Consider the following 24,822-nt stretch of genomic DNA (forward strand, 5'->3'; position numbering starts at 1 on the left):
GGACGCCATGCATCCCCTCGTGGCCGCGCTGCGGGACAGCACGGAAGCGTTCGTTGCCATCCGCCGCGACATCCATCGCCATCCGGAACTCGGCTTCGAGGAGCACCGCACCAGCGGGATCGTGGCCCGCCTGCTCGCCGAATGGGGCTACGAGGTGGAACGCGGGCTCGGCACCACCGGCGTCGTTGGCCGGCTGCGGCGCGGCAGCGGCAGCCGCAGTCTCGGCATCCGCGCCGACATGGACGCGCTGCCGATGGCCGAAGCCACCGGGCTGCCCTATGCCAGCTGCCATCCCGGCGTAATGCATGCCTGCGGGCACGACGGGCATACCGCCATGCTGCTTTGCGCGGCCAGGCATCTCGCACTGCATGGTAATTTCAGCGGCACGCTGAACCTGATCTTCCAGCCGGCGGAGGAGGGCCTGGGTGGGGCCAGGCGGATGATGGAAGCGGGACTATTCGACAAGTACCCTTGCGATGCTATCTTCGCCATGCACAACGCCCCCGGCTCGGCGCCGGGCCGGCTGCTGATGCGCCAGGGCGCGGCGCAGGCTTCGGCCGACAACGTGACCATCACGCTTACAGGCATCGGCGGCCATGCGGCGTTCCCGCACAACGCGGCCGATCCGGTCGTGGCCGGCGCTTCGATCGTGATGGCCTTGCAGACCATCGTGGCGCGCAATGTCGATCCGCTGCAAACGGCGGTGATCACGGTGGGTGCTTTCCAGGCGGGCACCGTTTCCAACATCATCCCTGCGCAAGCCGTGCTCAGGCTGAGTGTGCGCGCGCTGGATCGCCAGGTACGCGATCGGGTCGAGCAGCGCATCTGCGAACTGGTCACTGCTCAGGCGCAAAGCTACGGCGTGGCGGCGCAGATCGACTACGAGCGCGGTTATCCGGTGCTGGTGAACACGCCGGCGGAAACGGCGTTTGCTGGCCAGGTTGCGCTGGAACTGCTGGGGCCCGCTCACGTCAACTGCCAGGCACCACCGATCGCGGCGAGCGAGGACTTCGCCTTCATGCTCGACGCGGTGCCTGGTTGCTACCTGTGGATTGGCAATGGCGAGGGGGGCGAGGGCGGCTGCATGGTGCACAACCCAGGCTATGACTTCAACGACGCGAATATTCCGGTGGGCGCGGCTTACTGGGCGCTGCTATGCGAGCGCTTCCTGGTGGACCAGCCATGGCCGGGCCACGCGGCGGACGCCCGGACAAGTGCCTAGGCTAGCCGAGTGTGGGACGCTCAAGATTTGCGCCTCGTTCTGAGCAGTTCGGCGAGATGGGCACGCACTTGGTCCGAGGACAAGAGATGGTCGAAGGCCGGAATCGACCCATCAGAGCCGTTCGGCTAAGCCGCAATTGAAGGGCAGAAATCTGACGCAATGCAGCCCTTCGGTTGCATTACATGTCCACGGCACGACCAAGTGCTCGGGGGAGCCGGCTGTTTCATATACCGGTAGGACGAGCGGTTGATTAGGGGAAAGTTGTTGAGTTGCGTAGACATATTTGCAATGCAAGGCTCTACTGCGCAGCCCTCAGGCTGACTATGAAATCTAGCTGGTCGATGCCATCCCCCGCCGCATGCGGATCGGTATCGCGAACTCGTGCAAGTACGCGTGCATGACGCCAGATCGATGTCGACGCGGGCGCGAGACGCCCTGGGCTTCTAAGGGGTTAGCGCAATTCCCTTAGCACTTCATAAGTTGGCTCAATTCAAGAGCGTGGTTTCCTTCAATCAAGCCCACCAGCACCCAACACTCTCGTCTGCCGGGGACTGATCAAAAACAAAACCCAAATGACGACCCACGCTGGCGTGCCAGGCGGCCGAAGGCAGGCAGTGTCACAACTACTTGCAAGCGCAAGCGCAAGCGCAAGCGCAAGCGCAAGCGCGTCCGCTTCGTTTCCGCAGTGCGCGAGCAACATGGCTGCGGCTCAGAACTGATTCATGCATAGTTTCTTGGCTGGCGGCGTTGCCGTACATTGGCTAAACTGCCATATGTTGTGCGAATTGAGACATCTCTTGCGCTGAGTGTTCTATCCCCATAGGCGGGCGACGCCTACGTAACTTCGGCGGCTGTCCGTACTGGTGATGACAATCCATTGCACTTGTGGCTGGGATGTTGTGTTTGTCGAGGGTGACTGCTCCCCCGCGATGCAGTGAATTTTTGCACAGGTCGATTGTATGGTCGGACATTCCGCGCACCGTGCCGCTATCCTGGCGTATGACGAATGCTACGCGTCGAGCCTGGGGGGCTTCGCCGATGTTCTGCAGATTGCGAATTCGCATTTGAGGAAGCGACACGGCGCCAAGGGCTCGCATTTTGAGTGGCAGTTTGTTTCCCCCACCGGAGGGCCGATTGTCACAAGCAACGGACTCCAAGTAGCCACACGGCCTATTCGTGCGGGTGACCAGTTCAGTATTGTTTTTATTCCAAGTGCTCACTATTCCGGCAGCAAGGCATTCGACCGGTTGCTGGCGCGGCAGTCGGTCGTCCGTGAGTGGTTGGTGAGTCAATGGGATGCGGGGGCCTATCTCGCTGCAAACTGCACTGGGACCTTCGTCCTCGCGTCGACCGGGCTACTCGACGGACGCCTGGCGACAACGAGTTGGTGGCTGGCGGAACAGTTTAGTCGACGATTCCCAAGAGTCAATCTGCAGCTTGATCCTGTCATTACCGAAGCTGACCGCCTTGTCTGCGCCGGCGCCTCCGCCTCGTACCTCTTGCAAACAATTCGCATCATCGAACGCTTCGCGGGGCCGGTTATCGCTTCGCAGTGTGCCAAGTCGATGCTCATAGATGTCAGTCAGACCAAGCAGACGCCGTACCTCCCGCTGCTGACGGACAAAGACCACGGCGATTCCGTGGTGCACCGTGCGCAGCATTGGCTGCAGAAAAATATGATCAAAGACGTGAGGATGTCGGAGATGGCGAAAGATCTAGGCGTCAGCGAGCGAACTATCATTCGCCGCTTTCAGGCCGCGTTGTCTCAGTCTCCTCTTCGTTACCTTCAAAGCTTGCGGATCGAGGCTGCACGGAGTTTGCTGGAAACAGGGGACCTCAATGTCGAACAGATCGCCGTGAGCGTCGGGTACAACGATACAAGTTCGTTTTGTCGACTGTTCAGGGAGAAGGTAGGGCTAAGCCCAGGGGCTTATCGCGGGCGTTTTGGAAGCGAAGGGAAGGGGAGCTGAGGCTTCTTTTTGAGCGGCGTCGCCAATATTGCTTGCGCATATGCTCTGCAGCGACCTGACGGACGTCGCAAAGCCCCTAACGCTCGAGGCATAGCAACCATACGGTGCAACGATTCAGGTCGATGGCGTTTGGCGCTATTCGCACAGAAAATGTCATTTTTGCCGCTGTAGCCCCCGGGTTGGGGATCGTAAACTTCGCCGCAGATTGTTGTCGAGCGCTGACCATTTCTAGCCATGCGCTCCTGCGGTCGAATTCGTTTCCTCAATCCCAGGAGCAAAAATGTCCAACCCGAACGTGGTATTCGTCAGCGCTGTCCGCACTCCCATCGGAACCTTCGGCGGAGCATTAAAGGAAGTTTCGGCATGCGAGCTTGGCACTATTGTCGTGCGGGCTGCGTTGCAGCGAGCCGGGCTCGCACCGCACTTTGCGGAAGCACTGGTAATGGGCAATGTGATCCACAGCGAGGCTCGGGATATGTATGTGTCGCGCGTCTCTGCATTGCAGGCGGGAATGCCTACGGGTTCGACGGCACTCACATTGAACCGGCTTTGTGGCTCCGGGCTTCAGGCGATCGTGACAGCCGCGAATGCTATTCGACTCGGAGAGACCGAGGTGACCGTAGGCGGCGGGGTCGAGACAATGTCGCGCGCTCTTTATGCCGTCTCGAGTTCTCGTTGGGGCGCCAGGATGGGCGATGCAAAGCTTGTTGACATGATGACTGGCGCATTGTCCGATCCTTTCGGCGCAGGCCACATGGGCATTACCGCCGAAAATGTCGCGAAAAAATTCGGGATCAGCCGACAGGCGCAAGACACCTTCGCGTTGGAGAGTCAGCGGCGCGCAGTTGAGGCCATCGAACAGGGCAGGTTCGCATCGCAGATTGTGCCAGTGGAGGTAAAGGGACGTCACGGCAGTGTCATGTTTGACGAGGACGAGCATCCGAAGAAGGACACTACGCTTGCGTCCCTTGCCAAACTTAAGCCGGCCTTCAATAAGGAAAACGGAACGGTCACCGCCGGCAATGCATCCGGATTGAATGACGGCGCTGCGGCGTGCCTATTGGCCGACGAAAGCGCCGCGGAGCGTCTGAAGCTTCGTCCGATGGCACGACTGGTTTCATACGCGGTAGCGGGGGTCGAGCCGTCGCTGATGGGAACCGGACCAATCCCGGCGGTCCAGCTTGCACTCAAGCGAGCAGGACTTCGTGTCGACCACTTGGACGTTATTGAATCCAATGAGGCATTCGCAGCACAGGCACTCAGTGTTTGCCACGAACTGGGACTTGATCCCGACAAGACGAACCCCAACGGCGGTGCAATTGCTCTGGGGCATCCGCTTGGTGCAAGCGGCGCCATCCTGACTGTGAAGTGCATTCACGAACTTCAACGGACCGCTGGCCGCTACGGCCTCGTGACCATGTGTATTGGCGGCGGCCAAGGTATTGCCGTCGTTATCGAGCGCTTGTAAGCACTGCGCCGATGCAGGAGACGTCAAGACATGAATGTGTTAATCGTTCACGCGCATCCCGAGCCAGAATCGTTCACGTCAGCGCTGAAGAAGGCGGCGATCGACGTTTTGTCGGCGGCGGGCCACAACATCGAGATAACCGACCTGTATGCGCAGCACTTCAATCCGGTCGCGAGTGCAGCGGATTTTCTGGTTCCTCAGAATGCCAAGTACCTGGTCTACGCGCTTGAACAGAGGCACGGACTCGATACGGGAACGTTGTCTTTAGACATCATCAAGGAGATCGAGAAGGTCCGACGATGCGACCTTCTTCTACTCACGTTCCCGATCTATTGGTTCGCCGCGCCGGCAATCCTTAAAGGGTGGATTGACCGTGTGTTCGTATCGGGCGCTTTCTATGGTGGGCGGCGCATCTATGAACACGGCGGCATGAAGGGAAAGAAGGCATTGGTGTGTGCCACGCTCGGAGGGCGAAAAGCTATGGTTTGTGATGGCGGTATCCACGGAGACCTCGAAATGATGCTACGGCCCTTGCTTCAAGGTACGTTGGGCTATGTTGGCTTTGATGTCCTCAAGCCGCACTTTTCCTATCACGTGCCGTATGTGAGCCTCCAGGAACGTTCAGTCATGCTTGATCAATGGCGCTCAGAACTAACTAGTCTTGAGCAGCGTCCGATCTTGCAGATGCCCAAGATTGGCGACTTTGATTCGACGTTGTCTCGACGGCTCTGAGGGCTCGCTTGTCACCCCACCAGATCGTGCGTGTAGTCGGCCGTGTTTCGGTCAGGTCAGGGTTTCAGAGCTTCTCACAAGTGAGATGGGCGCGCCACCGGTAGCGCCACGCCCGACAGCGTGGCCAAAATGCGAAAACTCGCGATTTAGAGACAGGTTGGGTGTTGAGTCCGAAACAGCATCTAGTAGTGCGCTGAGCTAATGCAACAGCAATGGCTGCTCAGTTGCTCCAAGCGACGGTGTTCGGCGCGTTCAGCATCTTGTAGGTCGTGTTGGCGCTGCACCTTGAAGCTCGCTACTACCTCGACGCTGGCGTGGCGGGCCTGTTCGGCGTCATCGGTGCGGTCAGTGTGCTGTTCTTACGCTCTTACAATCTGTCGACGCCCATAGCAGGCCGCAGTTACAAGGGCGCGGAGTAGTAGCCCCTGAGCGGCGGCGTTGTCGGTCCGGGTGGGGTGGTCCCATGAGACCGCGTATCCTATTTGCCAACGCTAAGCATGAGAGCATGGGAATCGGCCGCTATCTGAGATAAAACCGACGTTCGAGTGACCGAAGCGCAAGGGCTCCAACGGCGGCTCATGGCCGGTCTCAGCCGTCGGATCATCGGTCTGCCGTGCATAACCGGACCACGTGTCGTATCAGCCTGACGCCGGAGGGTGAAAGCTACCTGGTGGAAGGCGCCGCATCCTCGCCGAGATGGAGGCGCTGGAACGCGTCGCGTCCTTTGTCTGTATCAACAAGCACGGTTGAGCAGGCCAGCACCGACACTGCTAGGCCGATGGCGCGGCAGGCGTGATGACGGCCGTAGGGAAGGGGCCGGGACTCAGTGTGCGGTAAGTTTCTTTTCGTGCGCATTTTACCGTTGCCGATCGGCAAACATGCTCATTGCACCTGGCGCATAAGCCTGCAGTATCATCGCTTTATCAACGCGCCATGGAGTACGGCATGCAGTTTCTCTGGCCGCAATTGCTCTGGCTGTTGTGGTTTCTCCCTTTGCTAGCAGGTGCCTACGTCTACCTGATAGCACGACGCAAGAAAGCTGCTCTGTTGTATGCCAGTCTTGCTCTGCCGCGCGCCGCGTTGGGGCACAGCCTACGCCTTCGGCGTCACATCCCGCCGCTGCTTTTTCTCTTGGCGTTGGGTGCGGCCCTTCTGGCGTGCGCCCGGCCTGCCGCGACCATCACCCTGCCGTCAGACATCATCACAGTGGTACTGGCTGTCGATACCTCCCTCAGCATGAATTCAACCGACGTGGCGCCCAGTCGGATCAGTGCCGCGCAGCAGGCCGCACGAGATCTTGTCATCGGACTGCCTGCAAGCGTGCGCTTGGGCATTGTCTCGTTTGCCGCCACGGCCACCGTAGTGCAGCCTCCAACCGACAACCGTCAGGACATGCTGGATGCGATCGATCGCTTCCAACTCCAACACGGCACGGCGACAGGCAGCGGACTGATCCAGGCCCTGGCGGTATTGTTTCCCGACGATGATGGCATCGACCTCGAAGCTATCCTTTTCCGCGGCGAGACCCTGGCTCCGGGACCTGGTGGAAGAACGCGGTCCGAAGCTGCTGCGGCGGACGCCGTTCGCAAGCGCGAACTGGAACAGCCACCGACGATGCCCGGCTCTTATCGGCACGGAGTGGTAATCCTGCTCAGCGATGGTCGCCGGACCACCGGGCCAGATCCGATAGACGCCGCGCGCATGGCTGCCCAGCGTGGGGTTCGCGTCTATACCGTAGGCTACGGTACCCCGCACGGCCAAGCAGAGTCGAGCCAGTCCTCCTTCACACAACTGGATGAGCCGACTTTGCGCGCGGTCGCGACGCTGACTGCTGGCGAGTACTTCCTGGCCGGCTCGGCCGCGGATCTGACGCGGGTATATCGGCAGCTTAGCGCCCGTTTCGCGCTCGAACGCAGGGAGACCGAAATCAGTTCTTTGCTGGCCGGGACCTCAGTTGTGCTGCTGATCGCTGCTTGTAGTCTGTCATTGTTGTGGTTCCGACGGTGACCATAAGTCAGTCGTCGCACGTATTCTTGGAGCGGGTAGGGGAGCCGAAGGGAGCGGTAAACACTGTATTGCTGCTGCCCTTCGCTTTGTCACAAAGCTCCCGTTCAACGAGCAAGCCCAGCTCGATCGAAGTGGGACCGACCCCGCCCCTCAACTCTCAGGATCATCCCCAAACTCGCGGAGTTCCTGCGAACACCGGCAAGCTTTGGCGATCTTGGCAGCCCACAGGATAGCGGCTTCGCGCGACGGGAGCTGCAGGATACAAAAGCCACCGTCGAACTCCTTCGTCTGGGGATAGGTTTCGTTTGTGACCGTGCCGTCGGAGGCGACCATGAGCGGCGCGGCGTCCGCGTTGATACCGCCACCGAACACGTACACGCCTGCAGCCTTCGCCTCGCGTATGACCTCGCGCGCAGCTTCGCCCACGGCGGCGAGCTCCTCGGCGGGAACTTTCATCGCCGTTGCGGGAAAGGAGATCAGGTATTTCGTCATCGTTTTGTCCTCCGGTTGACGGTGATGTTGGTAAGGCCTGACGGGTGATGGGACGGTCTGTAACGCGCCCTGGTACGGATGATCGCACGCTCCTGTGAATGGCATGCCCCTCACCGCGGCGTCGTGCAACGGGCTGGGCTGGACCTGCATCCAGTCGCAGCGATTCTTTGCCAGCCCATAAGCAATCCGTTAAGTGACGCCTCTGGCGCGACAGATGTGACAGGCGCCGGCCTGTCGAATGGCCTCCATGAACACCGTTTCTAGGGCACATGCTTTCCCTACATAGCGCCCCTGCGGCCGCCGCCTTTGCTGCAATCTAATGGGCCTGCCCCATGCGCTGCCCATGAAACGCACCACCACCATTCCCACGCCGCCGCCCGATGCCGCGCACATCCTGGTGCCGGCCGACGTGCCGGCGGGCAATGGCTGTGCCGAGGACCGCAATTTCGTCACGGCGCTGGCGCGCGGCATGGAGCTGTTGCGCGCGTTCGGTCCGCAGGACGATTACCTGGGCAATGCCGAGCTGTCGCGGCGTACCGGCATTCCGCGGCCGACGGTGTCGCGGCTGACCTATACGCTGGCCACGCTCGGCTACCTGACTTATATCGAGGCGACGGAAAAGTACCGGCTGGGGCAGGGCGCGATGGTGCTGGGGCACCGCTATGTCGGGGGCGCCGGCATCCGCGAGATCGCGCAGCCGCTGATGCAGTCGCTGGCGTTTGCGACGGATTGCACGGTGGCGCTGGCGATGCCGGACCGCCACGCCATGGTTTATCTGGAAAGCTGCCAGCCGCGCGGCGCGCTGGTGATCCGGCTGGCGCCGGGTGCGCGGCTGCCGATGGCCACCTCGGCGATCGGGCGGGCATGGCTGGCGGGACTGGATGCGGATCACCGCGAGGCCGCGCTGGCGGAGCTGGCCCGGCACTACGGTGCGCGCTGGCCGGCCCTGCGCGCGGGCGTGGAGTGTGCGCTGCGTGACCATGAGCGGCGCGGCTTCTGCGTGGCGCATGCCGAATGGGACCGCACCGTCAGCGGCGCGGCGGCGCCGCTGCGGCTGGCGGGCAGCAGCGAGGTGCTGGCGCTGAATATCGGCGGCGCCGCGGCGCGGCTGTCGCCGGAAATCCTGGAAGCCAACCTGGGGCCGCGCGTGCGCGAGCTGGCGCAGACCCTGCAAGCGCGGCTGTGGCAGCCGGGCGGCGCGCGCGCGACCGCGCGCTTTGCCTCGGCACAGCCGGAACCCGGGCCCGAGCCCGGCGCGGCGAAGCGGGCCTGATGCGTCCGGCCGCAGATGCCGGCATTCGAATTCAACGAGGAGACCACCCATGGAAGTACGCAACAAGACCGTCGTCGTGACCGGCGCGGCCACCGGCATCGGCCGCGCGCTGGCACTGGCCTTTGCCCAGGCCGGCGCGCGCGGCGTGGCCGTGGCTGACCTGAACGCGGCCGGCGCCGCCGCGGTGGCGGCCGAGGTCCAGGCGGCCGTGCCCGCTTGCCAGGTGTTTGCCCAGCCGGTCGACGTGGCCGACGCGGCTGCGGTGCAGGGGCTGGCTGACCTGGCCACGCAGCGCTTCGGCCAGGTCGATATTTTCTGTTCCAACGCCGGCATCATCCTGCGCAAGGGCCTGGACGCCAGCGCCGGCGACTGGCAGCGCATCTGGGACATCAACGTGATGGCGCACATCCATGCGGCAAAGGCGGTGCTGCCGCAGATGCTGGAGCGCGGCGACGGCTACTTCGTCAACACGGTGTCGGCGGCGGGCTTGCTGTCGCAGATCGGCTCGGCACCGTATGCGGTGACCAAGCATGCCGCCATCGGCTTTGCCGAGTGGCTGTCGATCACCTACGGCGAGCGCGGCATCAAGGTCAGCTGCATCTGCCCGCAGGGCGTGCAGACCAATATGCTGTTCGGCGAGAACGGCGAGCGCAAGGGCTTCCTGCAGGAGGGCTCGGTCACCGCCGAGCATGTCGCCGCGGTGACGCTGGAAGGCGTGGCCGACGAGCGCTTCCTGATCTTGCCGCACCCCGAAGTGCTTGAGTACTATCGCCGCAAGGGCCAGGACTATGACCGCTGGCTGCGCGGCATGCGCCGCCTGCATGACAAGGTGATGCAGGAGTTCGGCGGCATCGCGGTCTGAAGCGCGGGCAGCCTGGCAGGTTCCGGCGGCGGCATTGCCGCCGCCTTCACAATGCGCGCGGCCACGCAGCCGCGTGCAACCGGAGGAACATCCCATGCGTTTCGGTACCGTTGCCGCGGCGGCAGTGCTTGCCGCATCTTTCCTGTCCAGCGCGGCGACCGCGCAGGCACAGGGCTATCCCGCCAAGCCCATCCGCATCGTGGTGGGCTTCCCTACCGGCGGCGCGCCCGACACGCTGGCGCGCATCGTCTCGGAAAAGATCTCGCCCGCCTGGGGCCAGCCGGTGGTGGTCGACAACAAGCCCGGCGCGGGCGGCAATATCGGCGCCGAGGCGGTGGCCCACGCGCCCGCCGACGGCCATACGCTGGCGCTCGGCACCGTCGGCACGCATTCGATCAACGGTGCGCTGTACAGCAAGATGCCGTACGACATGGTCAAGGACTTCGCGCCCGTGATCCTGATCGCCTCGACGCCCAACGTGCTGGTGGTCAATCCCGGCGTGCCGGCGAAGAACGTGGCGGAGCTGATCGCGCTGGCCAAGGCGCGGCCGGGCGGCCTGACCTTCGGCACGCCCGGCATCGGCACCTCGCCGCATGTGGCGGGGGAAATGTTCAATACGCTGGCGGGCGTCAAGATCACGCACGTTCCCTACAAGGGCCGTGCCATGGCCATCCCCGACCTGCTCGGCGGCCATATCACCATGATGTTCGACAACCTGCCCTCGGCCCTGCCCGTGGTGCGCGAAGGCAAGCTGCGCGCACTCGGCATCACCAGCGCCAAGCGCTCGGCCTCGGCGCCGGATATCCCGACGCTGGCCGAGCAGGGCTTGCCGGGCTTCGAGGCGGATTCCTGGTTCGCGGTGTTCGCGCCGGCGAACACGCCGAAGGAGGTGGTGGCCAAACTGAATGCCGAGCTCAACCGCATCTTCACGCTGCCCGAGGTGCAGGCGAAGCTGAAGACGCTGGGCCTGGATCCGGTGCTCGGCACGCCGGAAAAGCTGGCCGCGTACCAGCGCCAGGAAATCGCCAAGTGGGCGAGGGTGGTGAAGGAGTCGGGGGCGAAGGCGGAGTAGGTTAGGTGCCGACAGAGCATTAGCGACGGGCTTTCCCATTCCCGCTTGTGTGCTCCCTCTCCCGCTCGCGGGAGAGGGGCGCAAACCGGCCGCTTCTCAGCGCATTCTCATCTACGCATCCGGCTCCACCGCCTCCCGCACCGCCGTCTCACCTCCGGGATCGCGCAACCGGCTCAGGCTGATCATCGCTCCCACCGCCGCCACCGCCGCCGCCACATACAACGCCATGCGCGCCGCGCTGGCCGGCGACAAGCTGAACAGCAGCGCCACCAGCGCCGTGCCGGTGGTCTGCCCCAGCAGCCGCGTGGTGGCCTGCGCGCCGCTGGCGCCGCCACTGCGTTCCGGCGGGGTGGCGCCGATCATGGCGCGGTTGTTGGGTGACTGGAATAAGCCGAAGCCGGTGCCGCACATGGCCATGCGCCAGGCGATGTCGAAGCTGCCCGCGTCGGGCCCCAGCGTGGCCAGGCCGATCAGTCCGCCGCCCAGCATCGCGAGGCCGATGCCGGCGAGGATGCTGGCCGGATAGCGGTCCGACAGCCGGCCCGAGACCGCGGCCATCACCGCCACCATCAGCGGCCACGGCGTGATCAGCAGGCCGGTCTCCTGCAGCGAGCGCCCGAGCTGGTATTCGAGGAAGAACGGCAGCGCGATAAAGGACAGCATCTGCGTCATGAACGAGCAGAACGAAGTCCCCACCGCCAGCGTAAAGGCGCGGCTCGCGAACAGGTCCACCGGCACCAGCGGCGCGGCGCGTCCGCGCTGGCGCCGCACCAGCAGCCAGCCCACCCCCACCGCGAGCGCCACGCCCGCGCAGCCGGCCAGGCGCCAGCCGGGGTGGCCGAGGCCGTCGACGCTCAGGATAAACATGCCGAACACCAGCGCCGACAGCAGCGCGCTGGGGTAGTCGAAACCGCGTGGCTGCGGCGGCGTGTTCGGCAGCGCGGTGCGGCTCAGCGCCAGCGCGGCGATGGCTACCGGTACATTGACCGCGAACAGCCAGGGCCAGCTGGCCACCGCCAGGATCAGCGCGCCCAGCGATGGGCCCACCGCGATGGTCACGCCCACCACCAGCGCATTGAGGCCGATGCCGCGGCCCAGGCGCGTGGGCGGGTAGATAAAGCGCACCAGCGCGGTGTTGACGCTCATGATGCCGGCGCCGCCGATGCCCTGCAGCACGCGCGCGGCCACCAGCATCGGCAGGTTGACTGCCAGCGCGCACAGCAGCGAGCCCACCAGGAAGGTCGCCAGCCCCGCGCGGTAGACCCGCTTGTAGCCCAGGATGTCTCCCAGCGACGACAGCGGCAGCAGGCATACCGTCACCGTCAGCTGGTAGGCGTTGACGACCCAGATGGTACTGGCGGGATCGGCCTGCAGTTCGCGCGAGATCGACGGCAGCGCGATATTGGCGATCGAGCCGTCGAGCACGGCCATGATCAGGCCGAAGAAAACGGTGAGGATGGCCCAGGTGCGCTGGGGCTGGGGCAGGCCTTGTTCTGGCGGCATGGGGGAGACATTGGAGACAATGCCGCGCCCGGGTCGGATCGGCCAGGCGGGCCACGGCGCGGCGTTGCCATTATGGTCGCGCGTGGGGCTGCTCGCAAATCCGCCAATTGTGGTAGGGCGGTGCTTTGAGGGGTCAGGACCCCGCCGCGGCGCCGAGCGCGTAGCGCTGCAGCCGCTTGTACAGGTTGTCTGCCGCTTCGGCCATGGCCGGGGCCCAGCCGGGTGCCGCCTCGCACAGTGCCTCCAGGTCGCGGCATTCCCTGACGATGGACTGGCGCCGCACGATCATGAAAGCGCCCGCCGCGGCATGTACCCAGTGGCGCAAGCCGGCCAGGTCCTGCTGCGCAAGGATGCCGGCCAGCGCCGGCAGGTCTTGCTGCAGCTGTCGGCGCAGCATGTCTTCGTAGCGGCGGCGCGGGGTCTCCACCGCGGTGGCCGGGTCGCGCGGTGGCGCGCAGGCGCCGCCATCGATGGCGGCGCAAGGCAGGCCGCGCAGGCAGGCGTCCAGGTCCTGCAGCGAGGCCGGCTTGGCCAGGTAGCCGGAGAAGCCGCGCAGGCGCCAGTCGTGCTCGGGATCGCTGCATGCCACGGCGCTGAAGGCTATCACCGGCAGGCCAGGATACTTCGCCTGCACGGCGTGCAGCAATGCGTAGCCATCCATTTCCGGCATATGCAGGTCGGTCAGCAGCGCGTCGACGCGCGTATGCTCCAGCACCGCCAGTGCCTGTTTGCCGTTGCCCGTGACGATGGGGTGGCAGCCGATTGCCTGCAGTTGCTCTGCGACCAGCGACTGGTTCAGCGGGTTGTCCTCGGCCACGAGGATGGTCAGGGGCGCCGCCGCGGGCGCGGGCAGCGCTGGCGGTGCGGGGGCGGGCATGGGCGTCGTCGCCTGCTGTGTTGCACCGGTGGCGGCCGCCACGGCGTCGAGCAGTGCGCGATGGCTGAACGCCGAGGCCTCCACCATGCCGGAGCTGTGCTGCCGCGGGCGATGCGGCCCGTCGGCCGTCAGCCACACCAGCGGCGCGGACCGGCGCAGCGCATCCAGCGCCGCTGGCGCAAAGTCTTCGGTCGCGACCACGGCAGCGGGCGCACTGTGCTGCACGCTTGCCTGCGCCGTGGCGATGGAGGCCACCGCCTCGGTATGCCAGCCCGCGGTCTTGAGCCATGCTTCGATCGAAGCGCCGGTGCGATGGTCCTGCGACAGCACCAGCACACGGCCGCTGTGCGTTACGCGGGCCGCCGCTGGCGCGTGCGGCTCTGCATTGGCCGGCGCCAGCGGCACCGACACCGTGAACGCGCTGCCCACCTCCGGCACGCTGTTGACGACGATGCCGCCGCCCATCAGCTCGCACAGCCTGGCGCAGATCGACAGCCCCAGCCCGGTGCCGCCATAGCGGCTGGTGGCAGCGGCATCGCCCTGCACGAACGGCTGGAACACGCGCGCCGCCAGTGCCGGTGTCATGCCGATGCCGGAATCGCTGACGCGGCAGACCAGCCGCTGCATGCCGTGCGCATCGGCCTGTAGTTCGCCGCTCAGCGTGATGCGGCCGCTGGCGGTGAACTTGAAGGCGTTGTTCAGCAGGTTGTTGAAGACCTGCACCAGCCGCGTGCGATCGCCCACGACTTCCGTATCCAGCGTCGGCGACAGCTGCAGGCAGAAACGGAGCGGGCGGCCCGCAACCATGGGCGCATAGGCCAGCGCCAGGCTCTCCAGGGCCTCGACCGGACGGAACGGCGCATTGACCAGCGCCAGCTGGCCCGCGTCGATCTTGGAGAAGTCCAGCACATCGTTGACGATGCGGCGCAGCGAGCCGGCGGCGGTCTCCAGCGCGCGCAGCCGCGCCGCGTGCGGCTCCATGCCGCCGCTGCGCGCCAGCAGCTCCAGGTTGCCGAGCAGCGCGTTCAGCGGCGTTCGGATCTCGTGGCTCATCGCGGCAAAGAAGGTCGATCGCACCCGCAGCATCGCTTCGGTGGCCTGCTGGGCGGAGCGCAACTGCTGCTGCAGTGTCTCTTGCGCGGTGCAGTCCTGGACCGCGCAGAACAGCACGGCTTCATCGCGGTAGCGCGCCGGGGCATAGGTAATCTGCAGGAAGCGCGGTGCCGCTTCGGCAGGGCCTGGCGCTTCCGGGGCCGCCACCGTGATGCTGCAGACCGATGCAGGGCCGCCGGCGGCGCCGCATGGCTGCCGCGACAGCGCCCCGGCTATCGCGGCCGGCAGCGGTTGGTGCGGTCGCGCGGGCAGCAGCGATGCCGCCAGCGGATTGCAGGCCAGCACGGTGTAGTCGTGGCGCACGATGCACAGGCCGACCGGCGTGGCGCTGACCAGCACCTGGTTCATCAGCTCGCTTTCCAGCGCGCGCCGGGCTTCGGCATGCGAGCGCCGCAGCAGGTGCCGGCTCCAGTAGTGCGCCGCGAGCACGATGGCGCCGGTCAGCAGCAGCATGGCGGCGCCGATCACCGCCAGTTCGGCCGCCAGCGCGCTGAACAGCAGCCGGTACGGCAGGTGGTAGACCAGCACGCCGAAGCCGGGCTGCAACGGCTGCACCAGCACCACGCCGGAGCGCGTCAGGCGCAGCGCGTTGTGCGGCAGGCCACGGACCCGCGCGGCGATGTCGCGGGCGCTGGCCGAGGTCAGCGTGCCGGCATGCGGCCACACATCGATCAGGCGGTCCGCGTCATTGAGCAGCGCCAGGCCGGCATGGTCCTGTGGCGGCGCCAGGCCCGCCAGGAACGCCTGCACCGGCACGCAGGCGGCCACCAGCATGGTGGGGGAGTCGCCGGCATAGGCGGCGCCGGCCAGGACCATGATGGGGCTGTCGTCCACGGGGTCGCGCAGCGGCCCCAGCCAGACGGGTTGGTCGCGCGCCGGCACGGCGTGGCCGGTGCGGTCAAGCAGCGCGCGGGTCAGCTGCGCGCGCAGGCGCGGTATCAGCGCCGGATCCAGCGCCAGCGGCGCGCGCGCGCCGGCCTCGGGCTGGCGGATCACGACCGCGCTGTCCTCGTCCAGCGAGACCGCGTAGGCGCCATGGTCCAGGTCGAAGGCCTGCTGCGTGGCCACCGCGGCCAGCGCGACCTGGCGCAGCCGCGCGAACTCGGTCGGCAGGTCCGCGCCCCAGGCCTGGCGCGTGGCGTCGGCGGCCAGCAGATGGTAGTCCTTGCGCACGGCCTCGACATGGATGCCGGCCGCGCCGGTGCGGCGCAAGGCCTCGACGTCGGGGTCGCGCGACGGGGCCGCGACGGCGGCGCGCAGATGGTAGCGAATGCTGAGCGCGGTGCGGCGCACGAACGAGGCTTCGTTATGCAGCCGCTGCGATACCGTGCCGACATAATGCGCGACCTGGCTGCGCCGGTAGTCCAGGTGCTGGTCCGCCGCCAGCCCGGCCAGCAGCGTGCCCGAGCACAGCACGATGGCGATCAGCGCGGCGATGGTCACCGAGTACAGGTGCTGCTGCCGGCGGGCGTGGTCGGCCAGCGCGTCGAAGGTGCCGGCCAGGGTCTCGCGGGTGCGGTCGGGGTCTTGCTGCATGGCCCGGGGCGGTCAGATCAACCCGTTGTCATAGGCGTAGCGGATCAGGCCGGTATTGGTCTGCACGCCGAGCTTGCGCATGGCCACGGTCTTCTGGCTGGAAATGGTGCTGACCGAGCGGCCCAGCTTGGCGGCGATTTCGGTCAGTTGCGCGCCCTGCGCATAGAGCCGGATGACTTCGAGCTCGCGCTGGGTCGGCTCCCGCGCGGGCGTGCCGGGCAGCGCCGCGCGCTGCAGCACCGCGTGCACCGCGGGCGAGCAGAAGCAGCCTCTGCCGAACGCGGCGTGGGCGCAGGCGCGCACCACTTCCTCGAGCGGATCCTCCTTGCTGACGAAGCCGCGCACGCCCAGCTTCATCGCGCGCCGGACGATGGCGGCATTGGAGCGGGCGCTGATCACCACCACCCGCGTCGCCGGATGGCGCCGCGCCAGCCGGCTGAGCAGGTTGAAGCCGTCCAGCGAGGCATCGCCGTGGCCCATGCAGAAATCGGTGATGGCGATATCGGCGGGATGCCGTGCCAGCGTGCCGAGCAGCTCGGTGCCGTTGCGGCATTCGGCGCAGATCTGGACGCGCGCGCTGCGCTGCAGGCAGTCGCGCAGCGCGGCCACCACCAGCGGGTGGTCGTCGGCCAGGGCAACGCGCAGGACTTGGTCGTTCATGAGCAATCTCCGGGTGAGACGGCAACCGGGTTCCGGCTGGTGTCGCCGTGCGGTGGCGTCATCACAGGACTCGGATTCTGGCCAGATTCCGCGCCTCGCTGAATCGGAATTCGGCTAGTTCGCGGATGCCGCAGGATCGCGCAAAGGACCGGATCCGGCCGATGCAATGACATCTCTGGAAGATAAGCGGCAGTCCGCGCCGGCTTGACCTGGGTTTGCGCAGGATTCCGGCGCTTGTCTTGCGATACAGCCATTGCGGGAGATCAATGCACGGCAAAGTGCCGCCGTGGCGACATCGCCGGCCACGCATGCCAACCACATCCCGGCGCAGCGCGCATTTTGGCGCTTGGCGGCACGGACCGCTGTCCTAGAATGAAGCTGACACGCGCCCCGCGGCGTGTGCACCGCGTGGGGGAATGCCATGCCCGTCTATCAATACCGCTGCGAGAAGTGCGGCCATGTGTTCGAAAAAACCGAGCATCTCGCGGAACATGCCTCTGCCCATCCACCGTGCCCGAATTGCGGCAGCCAGTCCGTGCAGCACGCGCCGGCGCCGTTCGTGGCGGTGACCCAGCGCAAGAGCTGAGTCTCGAACAACAAGATCCCAGGAGGGTGCGGACGCGCCGCCGGCCGGATGCCTGCGCGCGTGCTGCTTCATGCGTGGCGCCTGCGGTGCCGCGCGCGTTCGCGCTGCGCGCAAGCGGCGATCTCAACCTTGACGGAGGATGCCATGGCAACGAGACCGTTCACTGAATTTCCCGCCGACGAGCAGCAGCAGGTCCTGGACGTATGCAGGCGTGTCGGGCTGGCCGCGGAGATGTTCGACATTACCGACGAGGTCGATGACGCTGGCGCGCGGCGCGTCAGCGTGCGCCGCGTCGGCACCGACAACACCAGCGTCTATGAGGCCGGCGCCGGAACGGCATGGATGGAAGAGTTCGAGAGCGACCTCGAATGCGGCCTGTACGGGCCGGTCACGGTCTAGCAGGTCGCCGGCGCGGCTCAGTGCCTGCCACGCTCGCCGCTGCGCGACACCACCGATGCGCCGGCGATCAGTTCCTTGAGCAGCGCCAACGAGGCCGCGCCGCCGGTGCGGTACGGGTCGAGCTCGGCGCGCGCGGAGAACTTGAGCAGGGTGGCGGTATTGAGCCGCGCCGCATTGACCTGCCCCATCGCCCAGCCGGCAAAGTCGCGCGTGCAGGTTTCCTCGAAATGCAGCAGGGTCACGTCGTGGTGGCGCGGATCGCGCGCGATCGACTGGAACAGCTGCGACACCTCCTGCCGGTCGCCTTCCAGCGCCTGCAGGAAGATGCCGTTGCCATGGCACAGCACGCCGGTGATGCCGTGGCGCGGATTGCGTTCCAGGCTGGCGGCCAGGATGGCATCGAGCACGGCGGCATCGATGGCCTGGCGGGCACGGCTGGCATAGAGCAGTCGGACTAGCATGGTGGTGGCGCTCCGGTAATGGCGCTCCGTGTGGCGGCAGGGCCCGGGCCGCTAGCCGCGATTATGGTTCAGCAGCGTGAGGAATTCGCGGCGCAGGCTGTCGTCCTTCAGAAACGAGCCGCGCATCACGCTGTTGGTCATCTTGGCGTCGGTGTCGCGCACGCCGCGCCAGTGCATGCAGAAGTGCTCGGCCTCCATCACGATGGCGAGGCCGTCGGGGCTCATCTTCTCCTGCAGCAGGTCGGCCACCTGTGCCACCGCCTCTTCCTGGATCTGCGGGCGGCACATGATCCATTCGGCCAGCCGAGCGTACTTGGACAGCCCGATCAGGTTGGAATGCTGGTTCGGCATCACCCCGATCCACAGCTTGCCGATGATCGGGCACAGGTGGTGCGAGCAGGCGCTGCGCACGCGCAGCGGGCCCACGATCATCAGTTCATTGAGCTGGCCGACATTGGGGAATTCCGTCACCGGCGGGGGCTTGGCATAGCGGCCGGCGAAGATTTCCTTCAGGTACATCTTGGCCACGCGGCGCGCGGTTTCCTGCGTGTTGTGGTCGTTGTCGACGTCGATCACCAGTGCCCGCAGCACGTCCTGAAGCCGGGCCTGGACTTCGGCCTGCAGCTGCTCCATTTCACCCGGCTCGATATAGCGGGCGATATTGTCGTTGGCGTGGAAGCGCTCCTGCGCGGCTTCCAGCCGCGCGCGGATGCGGGCCGAGACACTGGCGGCGGGATGACCGGCACTTTCGCCGGTGTTGCTGTCCTTGGCGCGGTGCGCTGCGTCCTTGCTGTTCATGGATGGGGGCGGTGATGGTGTGAATGGCTGCGCAGCGGGTGTGTGCCGGATTCACTATATGGCAGATGCCGTGGCCTCACAACCCGCGCGCTCGCCGGGAAAAGTCGTTGCGGTGGGGCGGATGCGCCACAACCGCTGCGCTTTCCATGAAGAGTTCGTGACATCGCTCAAGCCCGCCCCGCAGGGCGCCGACAAGCCCACATAATGTCCGCACAACACCAGGCAGCCCGTCGCAGGCTGCCGGCACCCGGCCGCGGCCAATTCGCGGCCTGACGCTTTGTCGGAATCCACCTCATCATGCCGATCGCCTTTCCGTGCAGCAGCCTGATGTTGCTCCATGTGGTGACAGTGCCGGTACCGGCCACGCCGGTGGAAACCGGCGTGGCGGAACACCATGCCAGTGCCGTGCGCCCGGGCGCGGCCGGACTGCGCCGGCCGCTGTCGCCGGCGCCGTGCAGCACGGCGGCCAATGTGCCCGCCAACGGCTGAGGGCGCTTAAAGCAGCAGCAGCGCCAGCGCCGGCAGCATGGCCGCCGGCATCACCACGGCACCCACGCGCAGGAACTGGCCGGCGCTGACCATATGCCCCTCGCGGCGCAGCGCAGTGAGCCACAGCAAGGTGGCGAGCGAGCCGGTGACCGACAGGTTGGGGCCCAGGTCGATGCCGACCAGCACCGCGCCGCTGACCGCGTGCGAGGCATGCCCGGCTTCCAGCGCCGAAGCCGCGATCAGTCCGGCCGGCAGGTTGTTGACGACATTGCCTGCCAGCGCCACCACCGCGCCCACGCCCAGCAGCGCCAGCGCGCCGCCGTCACGCGAGGCGGCCGCGACCGCGTCGGCAAGCTGGCCGATCACCACGGTCTGCTCCAGCGCCGCCACCAGCACGAACAGGCCGGCCACCATCGGCAGCACGCCCCACGAAACCTCGCGCAGCGTCGGCCGCAGCAGTTCGCGCCGGGTGGCGCAAACCAGCAGCAGCGTGGCCACGCCCGCGGCGCAGGTGGGCCAGCCCAGCGCGTTGCCGCGCAGCGAGGCCACCAGCAGCACCAGCCCGGTCAGCACAATGCCCAGCGCGCTCATCCATGCCTGGCGCGACAGCGGCGGCACCGGCACGTCAGCGGCGATGGGCTCGGCCAGCGCCGCGCGCTGGGTCCACCACAGCGCTGCCAGCGTGGCCAGGATCGCGGCCGCCGACGGCAGCGCGAAGCTCGCCAGCCAGCCGGCCAGCGGCGGCATGCGTTCGCCGAAGATAACCAGGTTGGCCGGGTTGGAGATCGGCAGCACGAAACTGGCCGCGTTGGCGATAAAGGCGCAGGCGTACAGGTAGGGCAGCGGCCGGCGCACGCGCGCGGCGCGGGTCGCGGCCAGCACCGCGGGCGTCAGCACCACGGCGGTGGCGTCGTTGGACATGAACGCCGTCACCAGCGTGCCGAAGCCGTACACCAGCAGAAACAGCCGCGGCGCCGAGCCGCGCGCCTGCCGCACGGCGAGCGCGGCAACGTGGTCGAACAGGCCGGTCTTGCGGGCCAGTTCCGCGATCAGCATCATGCCGGCCAGAAACAGGTACACGTCGTAGCCGCGCAGCACCGCGGCAAGAGCCTCAGGCAGCGCCATCAGGCCGGTGGCGCACAGCAGCACGGCGCCGCCGGCAGCCCAGAAGGCTTCGGGCAGGCGGAAGGGGCGGAACAGGACGCCAGCGGTGGTCAGCGCGGCGACCGACCAGATCAGCAGCGGGGTGTGGCTGGACATCGGGTTCGGGATGGAAATCGGGGAAGCGGCAAGTTTACAGCGGGTTTTCGGCCGGCGCTGCAGGCGCGGGGACGCCAGGCTTCGTGCTGATGACGGGGGTGGGCGCGGCCGGGGCCGCCGGGGAGGGGCTGCCCAGGTTGCTCGCGACCGGCTCGGTCAGCGGCTGGCTGGCGGGCGCCGTGGCGGGCGCGGGCGGTGGGAAGCCGATCGCGGCGATGCCCTGGCTGCCGTCGGCGTTCTCGGCGTACATCCAGTCGCCGCCGGCCCGCACCACGCCGGCGGGGGCCTGCACGTCGTCCACCGGCACGCCGGCCAGGCGGCCTTCCATGTAGGCGGCCCACACCGGCAGCGCGGTGGTGGCGCCGAACTCATGCTCGCCCAGGCTGCGGTTGTCGTCATAGCCCATCCACGCCACCGTGACCACGCCGCCGGCATAGCCGGCGAACCAGCCGTCGACCGAGTCGTTGGTGGTGCCGGTCTTGCCGGCCACGTCGTCGCGGCGCAGGTAGCGGCGCACGCCGGTGCCGGTGCCGGCATCGACCACGCTGCGCAGCAGGCTGTCCATCACGAAGGCGTTGCGCGCGCTGATCACGGGCGGCGGCACCGGGCGCTCCCCGGCTTCCTGCGCGGCGCTGAACAGCACGTTGCCGTCGCTGTCGGTGATGCGCTCGATCAGGTAGGGCTCGACGCGGTGGCCGCCGTTGGCGAATACGCCATAGGCCGCGGCCAGGCGCAGCGGCGAGGTGGTGCCGGTGCCCAGCGCCAGCGGCAGGTAGCGTGGCAGCCGCCTGGGCGAGAAGCCGAAGCGGCTGGCGAATTCCACCGCATAGGGGATGCCGATCGCCTGCAGCGTGCGGATCGCGGGCAGGTTGCGCGATTCGGCCAGGGCCTGGCGCACGCTGATCGGGCCGACGAAGCGCCCGTCGTCGTTGGCCGGCTGCCAGCGCGAACCATTCGGCAGCGGCGCGTCGTTGATCAGCGTGCCGGGCGACACGCCGCGCTCCAGCGCCGCGGCATAGATAAAGGGCTTGAAGGTCGAACCCGGCTGGCGCAGCGCCTGGGTGGCGTGGTTGAAGCGGCTGGCGGCAAAATCGGCTCCGCCGACCATGGCTTCGATCGCGCCGGTGCCTGTGTCGAGCGAGACCAGCGCGGCCTGCGGCCCTTGCGACAGGTCCTTGACGAACTTGCGGTGGCGGCGCGCGTAGCGCTCCAGCCCGCCGTGCACGGCATCGTAGGCCAGGGTCTGGCGCACCGAGGACACCGTGGTGTAGACGTTCAGGCCGCGCGTGTAGGCGTCGTCGCCGAAGCGCTCGCGCGCGAGTTGGCGCGCCAGTTCGGCCACGTACTCCGCATGACCGGCAAAGCTGCCGGGGCTGTCGTCGCTGATGGCCAGGCGCGCGGCACGGGCGTCGCGATAATCGTCCTGGCTGATCATGCCCAGCGCCAGCATGCGTCCCAGCACATACTCCTGGCGCCGCTTGGCGCGCGCGAAATTGACCACCGGGTTCACCGCCGACGGCGCCTTCGGCAAGCCCGCCAGCATCGCAGTCTCGGCCAGCGACAGCGACGCCAGCGGCTTGCCGAAGTACGCATGCGCGGCGCTGCCGAAGCCATAGGCATGCTCGCCCAGGTAGACCTGGTTCATGTACAGCTCGAGGATGCGGTCCTTGGGCAGCGCGTGGTCGATGCGCCAGGCCAGCAGCATCTCGTACCACTTGCGCGCCAGCGTTTTCTCGCGCGACAGGTAGAACGCGCGCGCCACCTGCATGGTGATGGTGGAAGCCCCCTGGGCGTAGCCCTGGCCCAGGTTGGCCAGTGCGGCGCGGAACACGCCGGGGATATCGATGCCCTGGTGCTGGTAGAACTGGTCGTCCTCGGCCGCGAGCAGCGCCTGCACCATTTGCCTCGGGACCTGCTCGAAGGGAATGAACTCGCGGTGCTCGCTGCCGAACTCGCCGATCTGGACGTTGTCGCTGGTGTAGATGCGCAGCGGCACATCGGGCCGGTAGTCGCGCAGTGCATCGACGGGGGGAAGCTGCCGCAGGCTGACCACGGCGGCAAAACCGGCCAGCAAGGCACCGGCGGCAGCCAGCGCCAGTGCGGCGCCGCCTGCCTTGACTGCGAATTTTTTCATGGGCCGCATTTTACCCGCTGCCACCGGCCGGTTCAGCGGTTGGCCGCCAGCGGCAGCGGATTGCCCAGCTCGTCATGGTCGACCGGCTGCGGCGGGGGCGCCGCTGGCGCGGCCCGCGGGCCCGGCTGGGCCGGTGGCTCTGGCTCGGCCGGCTGAGACCCGGCCTGGACCGCGGCCACGCGCAGGCGCGCTTGGCTGTGCTGGCGCGCAAAGTCGCACAATGACAACCAGGTTTCCTCGCGCTCGATGATGGTGAAGTGATCGGTATCCGGCACGGTCTGCAGCGCCACCGGGCCGGGCCAGGCCGCCATCAGCCGTTCCGAGCAGGCGTGCGGCACCACTTCGTCGGTGGCAGCCAGCAGCACCTTGGTGCTCTGCACGACCTTTTTGCAATGCGAGATCGAGTCGAAGTGGTGGCGCATCAACTGGCGCAGCGGCACCAGCGGAAAGCGCTTGCGCACCAGCTCGAGCAGCGAGTCGTAGGGCGTGATCAGCTGCAGGCTCTCGAAATCCTGCAGGTCTGCCAGCTGGATCGCCACGCCGGTGCCCAGGCTGCGGCCCACCACATGCACGCGGGTATCGGGAAACACGCGCCGCACATGCAGCAGGAACTGGCTGGCGTCGGCCACCGCGGCGCCCTCGGACGGGCGCCCGTCGGAGTGGCCCAGGCCGCGGTAATCGTAGGTGGCGAAGCCCATGCCGGCAGGCAGCCAGCGCGCGTATTGCAGCGTTTCGAGCACATCCTCGCCGCGGCCCGGCAGGTAGAACAGCAGGTCGCGTACGGTGTCGCCGGGCGCGTGATAGATGTAGCCGCGCACCACGCCGCCGGGAATCAGGTGCGAATAGCCGATGATGCCGTCGGGCAGGTCGCGCGGCGGGCGCCGGCGCGCGTCGAACAGCAGCCGGTCCTGGTTCAGCGTCAGGTAGGTCCAGTAGCAGGCGAAGCCGCTGGCGGTCATCAGCGCGGCCGCCAGCGCGCGGCGGGTGGTCAATGGCATGGCATTCGTCAGTGGCCGCGGCCAGGCGTGGCGCGTGTGCGCCGGCCTTGCCGCCCAGCCGCGCAGCCTACCTTATTTTTGCCGGCGGGGTGGCCGCGGCGCAAGCCGGCCCGCGCAGTTCTTGTACGATATGCCTCATTCGGGCGCGCGCACCCCACCGAGACGACGCGCCTTCAGGGAGCCAACCGGCATGAGCGAACAGAAACACGAGCAATACCGCGCCGAAGAGGCGCAGGCCATGGAACGCGTGGTTGCGGCCACGCGGCAGGTGCAGGTCGCCTTCACGGCGCTGCAGGCCCACTATCCGCCGCAGGGCAGCGGCAAGCCGTCGAAACTGGCGCTGCAGACCTTCGACGCGGCGCTGCAGGCGCTGGAGGACGCGCAGGCGACCTTCGACGAAATCCTGAACGACCTGCTCGACGAGAAGCGCTGAGCCGCAGGGAATGGCGTGCGGGCATTCATGCCCCGCACGCCATCGCTCCACGCGGCATTTCGGGCATTACGACATCATGGTTCCGGCTGCGCCGCCAGCCACGCGGCCTCTGCGTCGCTGAACAGCTCGGAGCGCGTCAGGAACCGTTTGCCCGTGCGCCCCTCCAGCGAGAACATCCCGCCCGCGCCAGGCACCACGTCGATCACCAGCCGGGTGTGGCGCCAGTACTCGAACTGCGCGCGCGTCATGTAGAACGAGGCGCCGCCGATCTGGCCCAGGCAGACATCGCCCGGGCCCACCAGCAACTCGCCGGCCTGATAGCACATCGGCGCGCTGCCGTCGCAGCAGCCGCCGGACTGGTGGAACATCAGCGGGCCATGGCGCGCGGCCAGCTCGGCGATCAGCGCCAGCGCGGCCGGCGTTGCCACTACACGCTGGACCGGCAGCGCGGCCGGCGCGGTGCCCGGGTCTGCCATG

22 protein-coding genes are annotated in these 24,822 nt (G+C 67.0%); 12 read left to right on the forward strand and 10 right to left on the reverse strand.

What is annotated here, in order from left to right; all coding sequences use genetic code 11:
• The first annotated feature begins 7 nt into the window (after window positions 1-7).
• From MKD50_RS02795 to MKD50_RS02815, 5 genes are all read left to right on the forward strand, one after another.
• Complete coding sequence (locus MKD50_RS02795) at window positions 8-1,222, forward strand: M20 aminoacylase family protein (RefSeq protein WP_252666315.1); 1,215 nt, start codon at window positions 8-10, stop codon at window positions 1,220-1,222.
• Window positions 1,223-2,181: 959 nt separating this feature from the next.
• The gene (locus MKD50_RS02800; protein ID WP_252666316.1) at window positions 2,182-3,192 is read left to right on the forward strand and encodes a GlxA family transcriptional regulator; all 1,011 of its coding nucleotides are present in this window, start codon (window positions 2,182-2,184) and stop codon (window positions 3,190-3,192) included.
• Between the two features lie 280 nt (window positions 3,193-3,472).
• Complete coding sequence (locus MKD50_RS02805; RefSeq protein ID WP_252666317.1) at window positions 3,473-4,660, forward strand: acetyl-CoA C-acyltransferase family protein; 1,188 nt, start codon at window positions 3,473-3,475, stop codon at window positions 4,658-4,660.
• Window positions 4,661-4,690: 30 nt separating this feature from the next.
• Entirely contained in the window at window positions 4,691-5,392 is a 702-nt protein-coding gene (locus MKD50_RS02810; protein WP_252666318.1) for an NAD(P)H-dependent oxidoreductase, read from the forward strand.
• Window positions 5,393-6,337: 945 nt separating this feature from the next.
• Entirely contained in the window at window positions 6,338-7,399 is a 1,062-nt protein-coding gene (locus MKD50_RS02815; RefSeq protein WP_252666319.1) for a VWA domain-containing protein, read from the forward strand.
• A 150-nt stretch (window positions 7,400-7,549) separates the two neighbouring features.
• Here the strand turns inward: MKD50_RS02815 and MKD50_RS02820 are convergent, their stop codons facing one another.
• Window positions 7,550-7,891, reverse strand: coding sequence for a YciI family protein (locus MKD50_RS02820; RefSeq protein WP_252666320.1), 342 nt, complete (start codon window positions 7,889-7,891; stop codon window positions 7,550-7,552).
• 343 nt (window positions 7,892-8,234) lie between these two features.
• Here MKD50_RS02820 and MKD50_RS02825 point away from each other — a divergent pair, with 343 nt between their 5' ends.
• The 3 genes from MKD50_RS02825 (at window position 8,235) to MKD50_RS02835 (ending at window position 11,098) form a co-directional block, all read left to right on the forward strand.
• Window positions 8,235-9,164: an IclR family transcriptional regulator gene (locus tag MKD50_RS02825; protein WP_252666321.1), complete on the forward strand. Its 930-nt coding sequence runs from the start codon at window positions 8,235-8,237 to the stop codon at window positions 9,162-9,164.
• A gap of 49 nt (window positions 9,165-9,213) precedes the next feature.
• Entirely contained in the window at window positions 9,214-10,026 is an 813-nt protein-coding gene (locus MKD50_RS02830; RefSeq protein WP_115701601.1) for an SDR family oxidoreductase, read from the forward strand.
• Between the two features lie 94 nt (window positions 10,027-10,120).
• Window positions 10,121-11,098, forward strand: coding sequence for a Bug family tripartite tricarboxylate transporter substrate binding protein (locus tag MKD50_RS02835; RefSeq protein WP_240070970.1), 978 nt, complete (start codon window positions 10,121-10,123; stop codon window positions 11,096-11,098).
• 111 nt (window positions 11,099-11,209) lie between these two features.
• Here the strand turns inward: MKD50_RS02835 and MKD50_RS02840 are convergent, their stop codons facing one another.
• The 3 genes from MKD50_RS02840 to MKD50_RS02850 form a co-directional block, all read right to left on the reverse strand.
• Window positions 11,210-12,601, reverse strand: coding sequence for an MFS transporter (locus MKD50_RS02840; RefSeq protein WP_115701596.1), 1,392 nt, complete (start codon window positions 12,599-12,601; stop codon window positions 11,210-11,212).
• A gap of 133 nt (window positions 12,602-12,734) precedes the next feature.
• Entirely contained in the window at window positions 12,735-16,127 is a 3,393-nt protein-coding gene (locus MKD50_RS02845; RefSeq protein WP_252666322.1) for an ATP-binding protein, read from the reverse strand.
• Window positions 16,128-16,139: 12 nt separating this feature from the next.
• Complete coding sequence (locus tag MKD50_RS02850) at window positions 16,140-16,787, reverse strand: response regulator (RefSeq protein WP_240070968.1); 648 nt, start codon at window positions 16,785-16,787, stop codon at window positions 16,140-16,142.
• A 421-nt stretch (window positions 16,788-17,208) separates the two neighbouring features.
• Between MKD50_RS02850 and MKD50_RS02855 the strand changes: the two genes are divergently transcribed.
• A complete protein-coding gene (locus MKD50_RS02855) occupies window positions 17,209-17,373 on the forward strand; it encodes an FmdB family zinc ribbon protein (protein ID WP_018008406.1) in 165 nt (54 codons plus the stop codon).
• Window positions 17,374-17,517: 144 nt separating this feature from the next.
• Window positions 17,518-17,772 (forward strand): hypothetical protein, encoded by a 255-nt coding sequence (locus tag MKD50_RS02860; RefSeq protein ID WP_115702572.1) that lies wholly within the window; start codon window positions 17,518-17,520, stop codon window positions 17,770-17,772.
• A gap of 17 nt (window positions 17,773-17,789) precedes the next feature.
• On the opposite strand, the gene MKD50_RS02865 is transcribed toward MKD50_RS02860, so the two are convergent.
• Window positions 17,790-18,233, reverse strand: a complete 444-nt coding sequence (locus MKD50_RS02865) for a BLUF domain-containing protein (protein ID WP_115701587.1) — start codon at window positions 18,231-18,233, stop codon at window positions 17,790-17,792.
• Between the two features lie 51 nt (window positions 18,234-18,284).
• Window positions 18,285-19,031, reverse strand: coding sequence for a GTP cyclohydrolase I (gene folE, locus MKD50_RS02870; protein ID WP_115701584.1), 747 nt, complete (start codon window positions 19,029-19,031; stop codon window positions 18,285-18,287).
• Between the two features lie 297 nt (window positions 19,032-19,328).
• Between folE and MKD50_RS02875 the strand changes: the two genes are divergently transcribed.
• Window positions 19,329-19,520, forward strand: a complete 192-nt coding sequence (locus MKD50_RS02875; RefSeq protein WP_115701582.1) for an arsenite efflux pump ArsB — start codon at window positions 19,329-19,331, stop codon at window positions 19,518-19,520.
• Window positions 19,521-19,526: 6 nt separating this feature from the next.
• On the opposite strand, the gene MKD50_RS02880 is transcribed toward MKD50_RS02875, so the two are convergent.
• Genes MKD50_RS02880 through MKD50_RS02890 form a run of 3 tightly spaced genes read right to left on the reverse strand, consistent with a single transcriptional unit; the run spans window position 19,527 to window position 23,912 of the window.
• Window positions 19,527-20,780 (reverse strand): arsenic transporter, encoded by a 1,254-nt coding sequence (locus MKD50_RS02880; RefSeq protein ID WP_240070966.1) that lies wholly within the window; start codon window positions 20,778-20,780, stop codon window positions 19,527-19,529.
• A 34-nt stretch (window positions 20,781-20,814) separates the two neighbouring features.
• On the reverse strand, window positions 20,815-22,914 hold the full coding sequence (locus MKD50_RS02885; protein WP_252666324.1) for a penicillin-binding protein 1A: 2,100 nt from the start codon (window positions 22,912-22,914) through the stop codon (window positions 20,815-20,817).
• Window positions 22,915-22,946: 32 nt separating this feature from the next.
• Window positions 22,947-23,912, reverse strand: coding sequence for an alpha/beta hydrolase (locus MKD50_RS02890; protein ID WP_252666325.1), 966 nt, complete (start codon window positions 23,910-23,912; stop codon window positions 22,947-22,949).
• Window positions 23,913-24,102: 190 nt separating this feature from the next.
• On the opposite strand from MKD50_RS02890, the gene MKD50_RS02895 reads away from it, so the two are divergent.
• Entirely contained in the window at window positions 24,103-24,345 is a 243-nt protein-coding gene (locus tag MKD50_RS02895; protein ID WP_010812795.1) for a hypothetical protein, read from the forward strand.
• A gap of 74 nt (window positions 24,346-24,419) precedes the next feature.
• Here the strand turns inward: MKD50_RS02895 and MKD50_RS02900 are convergent, their stop codons facing one another.
• Entirely contained in the window at window positions 24,420-24,821 is a 402-nt protein-coding gene (locus tag MKD50_RS02900; RefSeq protein WP_252666326.1) for a DUF779 domain-containing protein, read from the reverse strand.
• Between the last annotated feature and the right edge of the window lies 1 nt (window position 24,822).

Source organism: Cupriavidus mimosae, from assembly GCF_023952485.1.
Classification (GTDB): Bacteria; Pseudomonadota; Gammaproteobacteria; order Burkholderiales; family Burkholderiaceae; genus Cupriavidus; species Cupriavidus taiwanensis_C.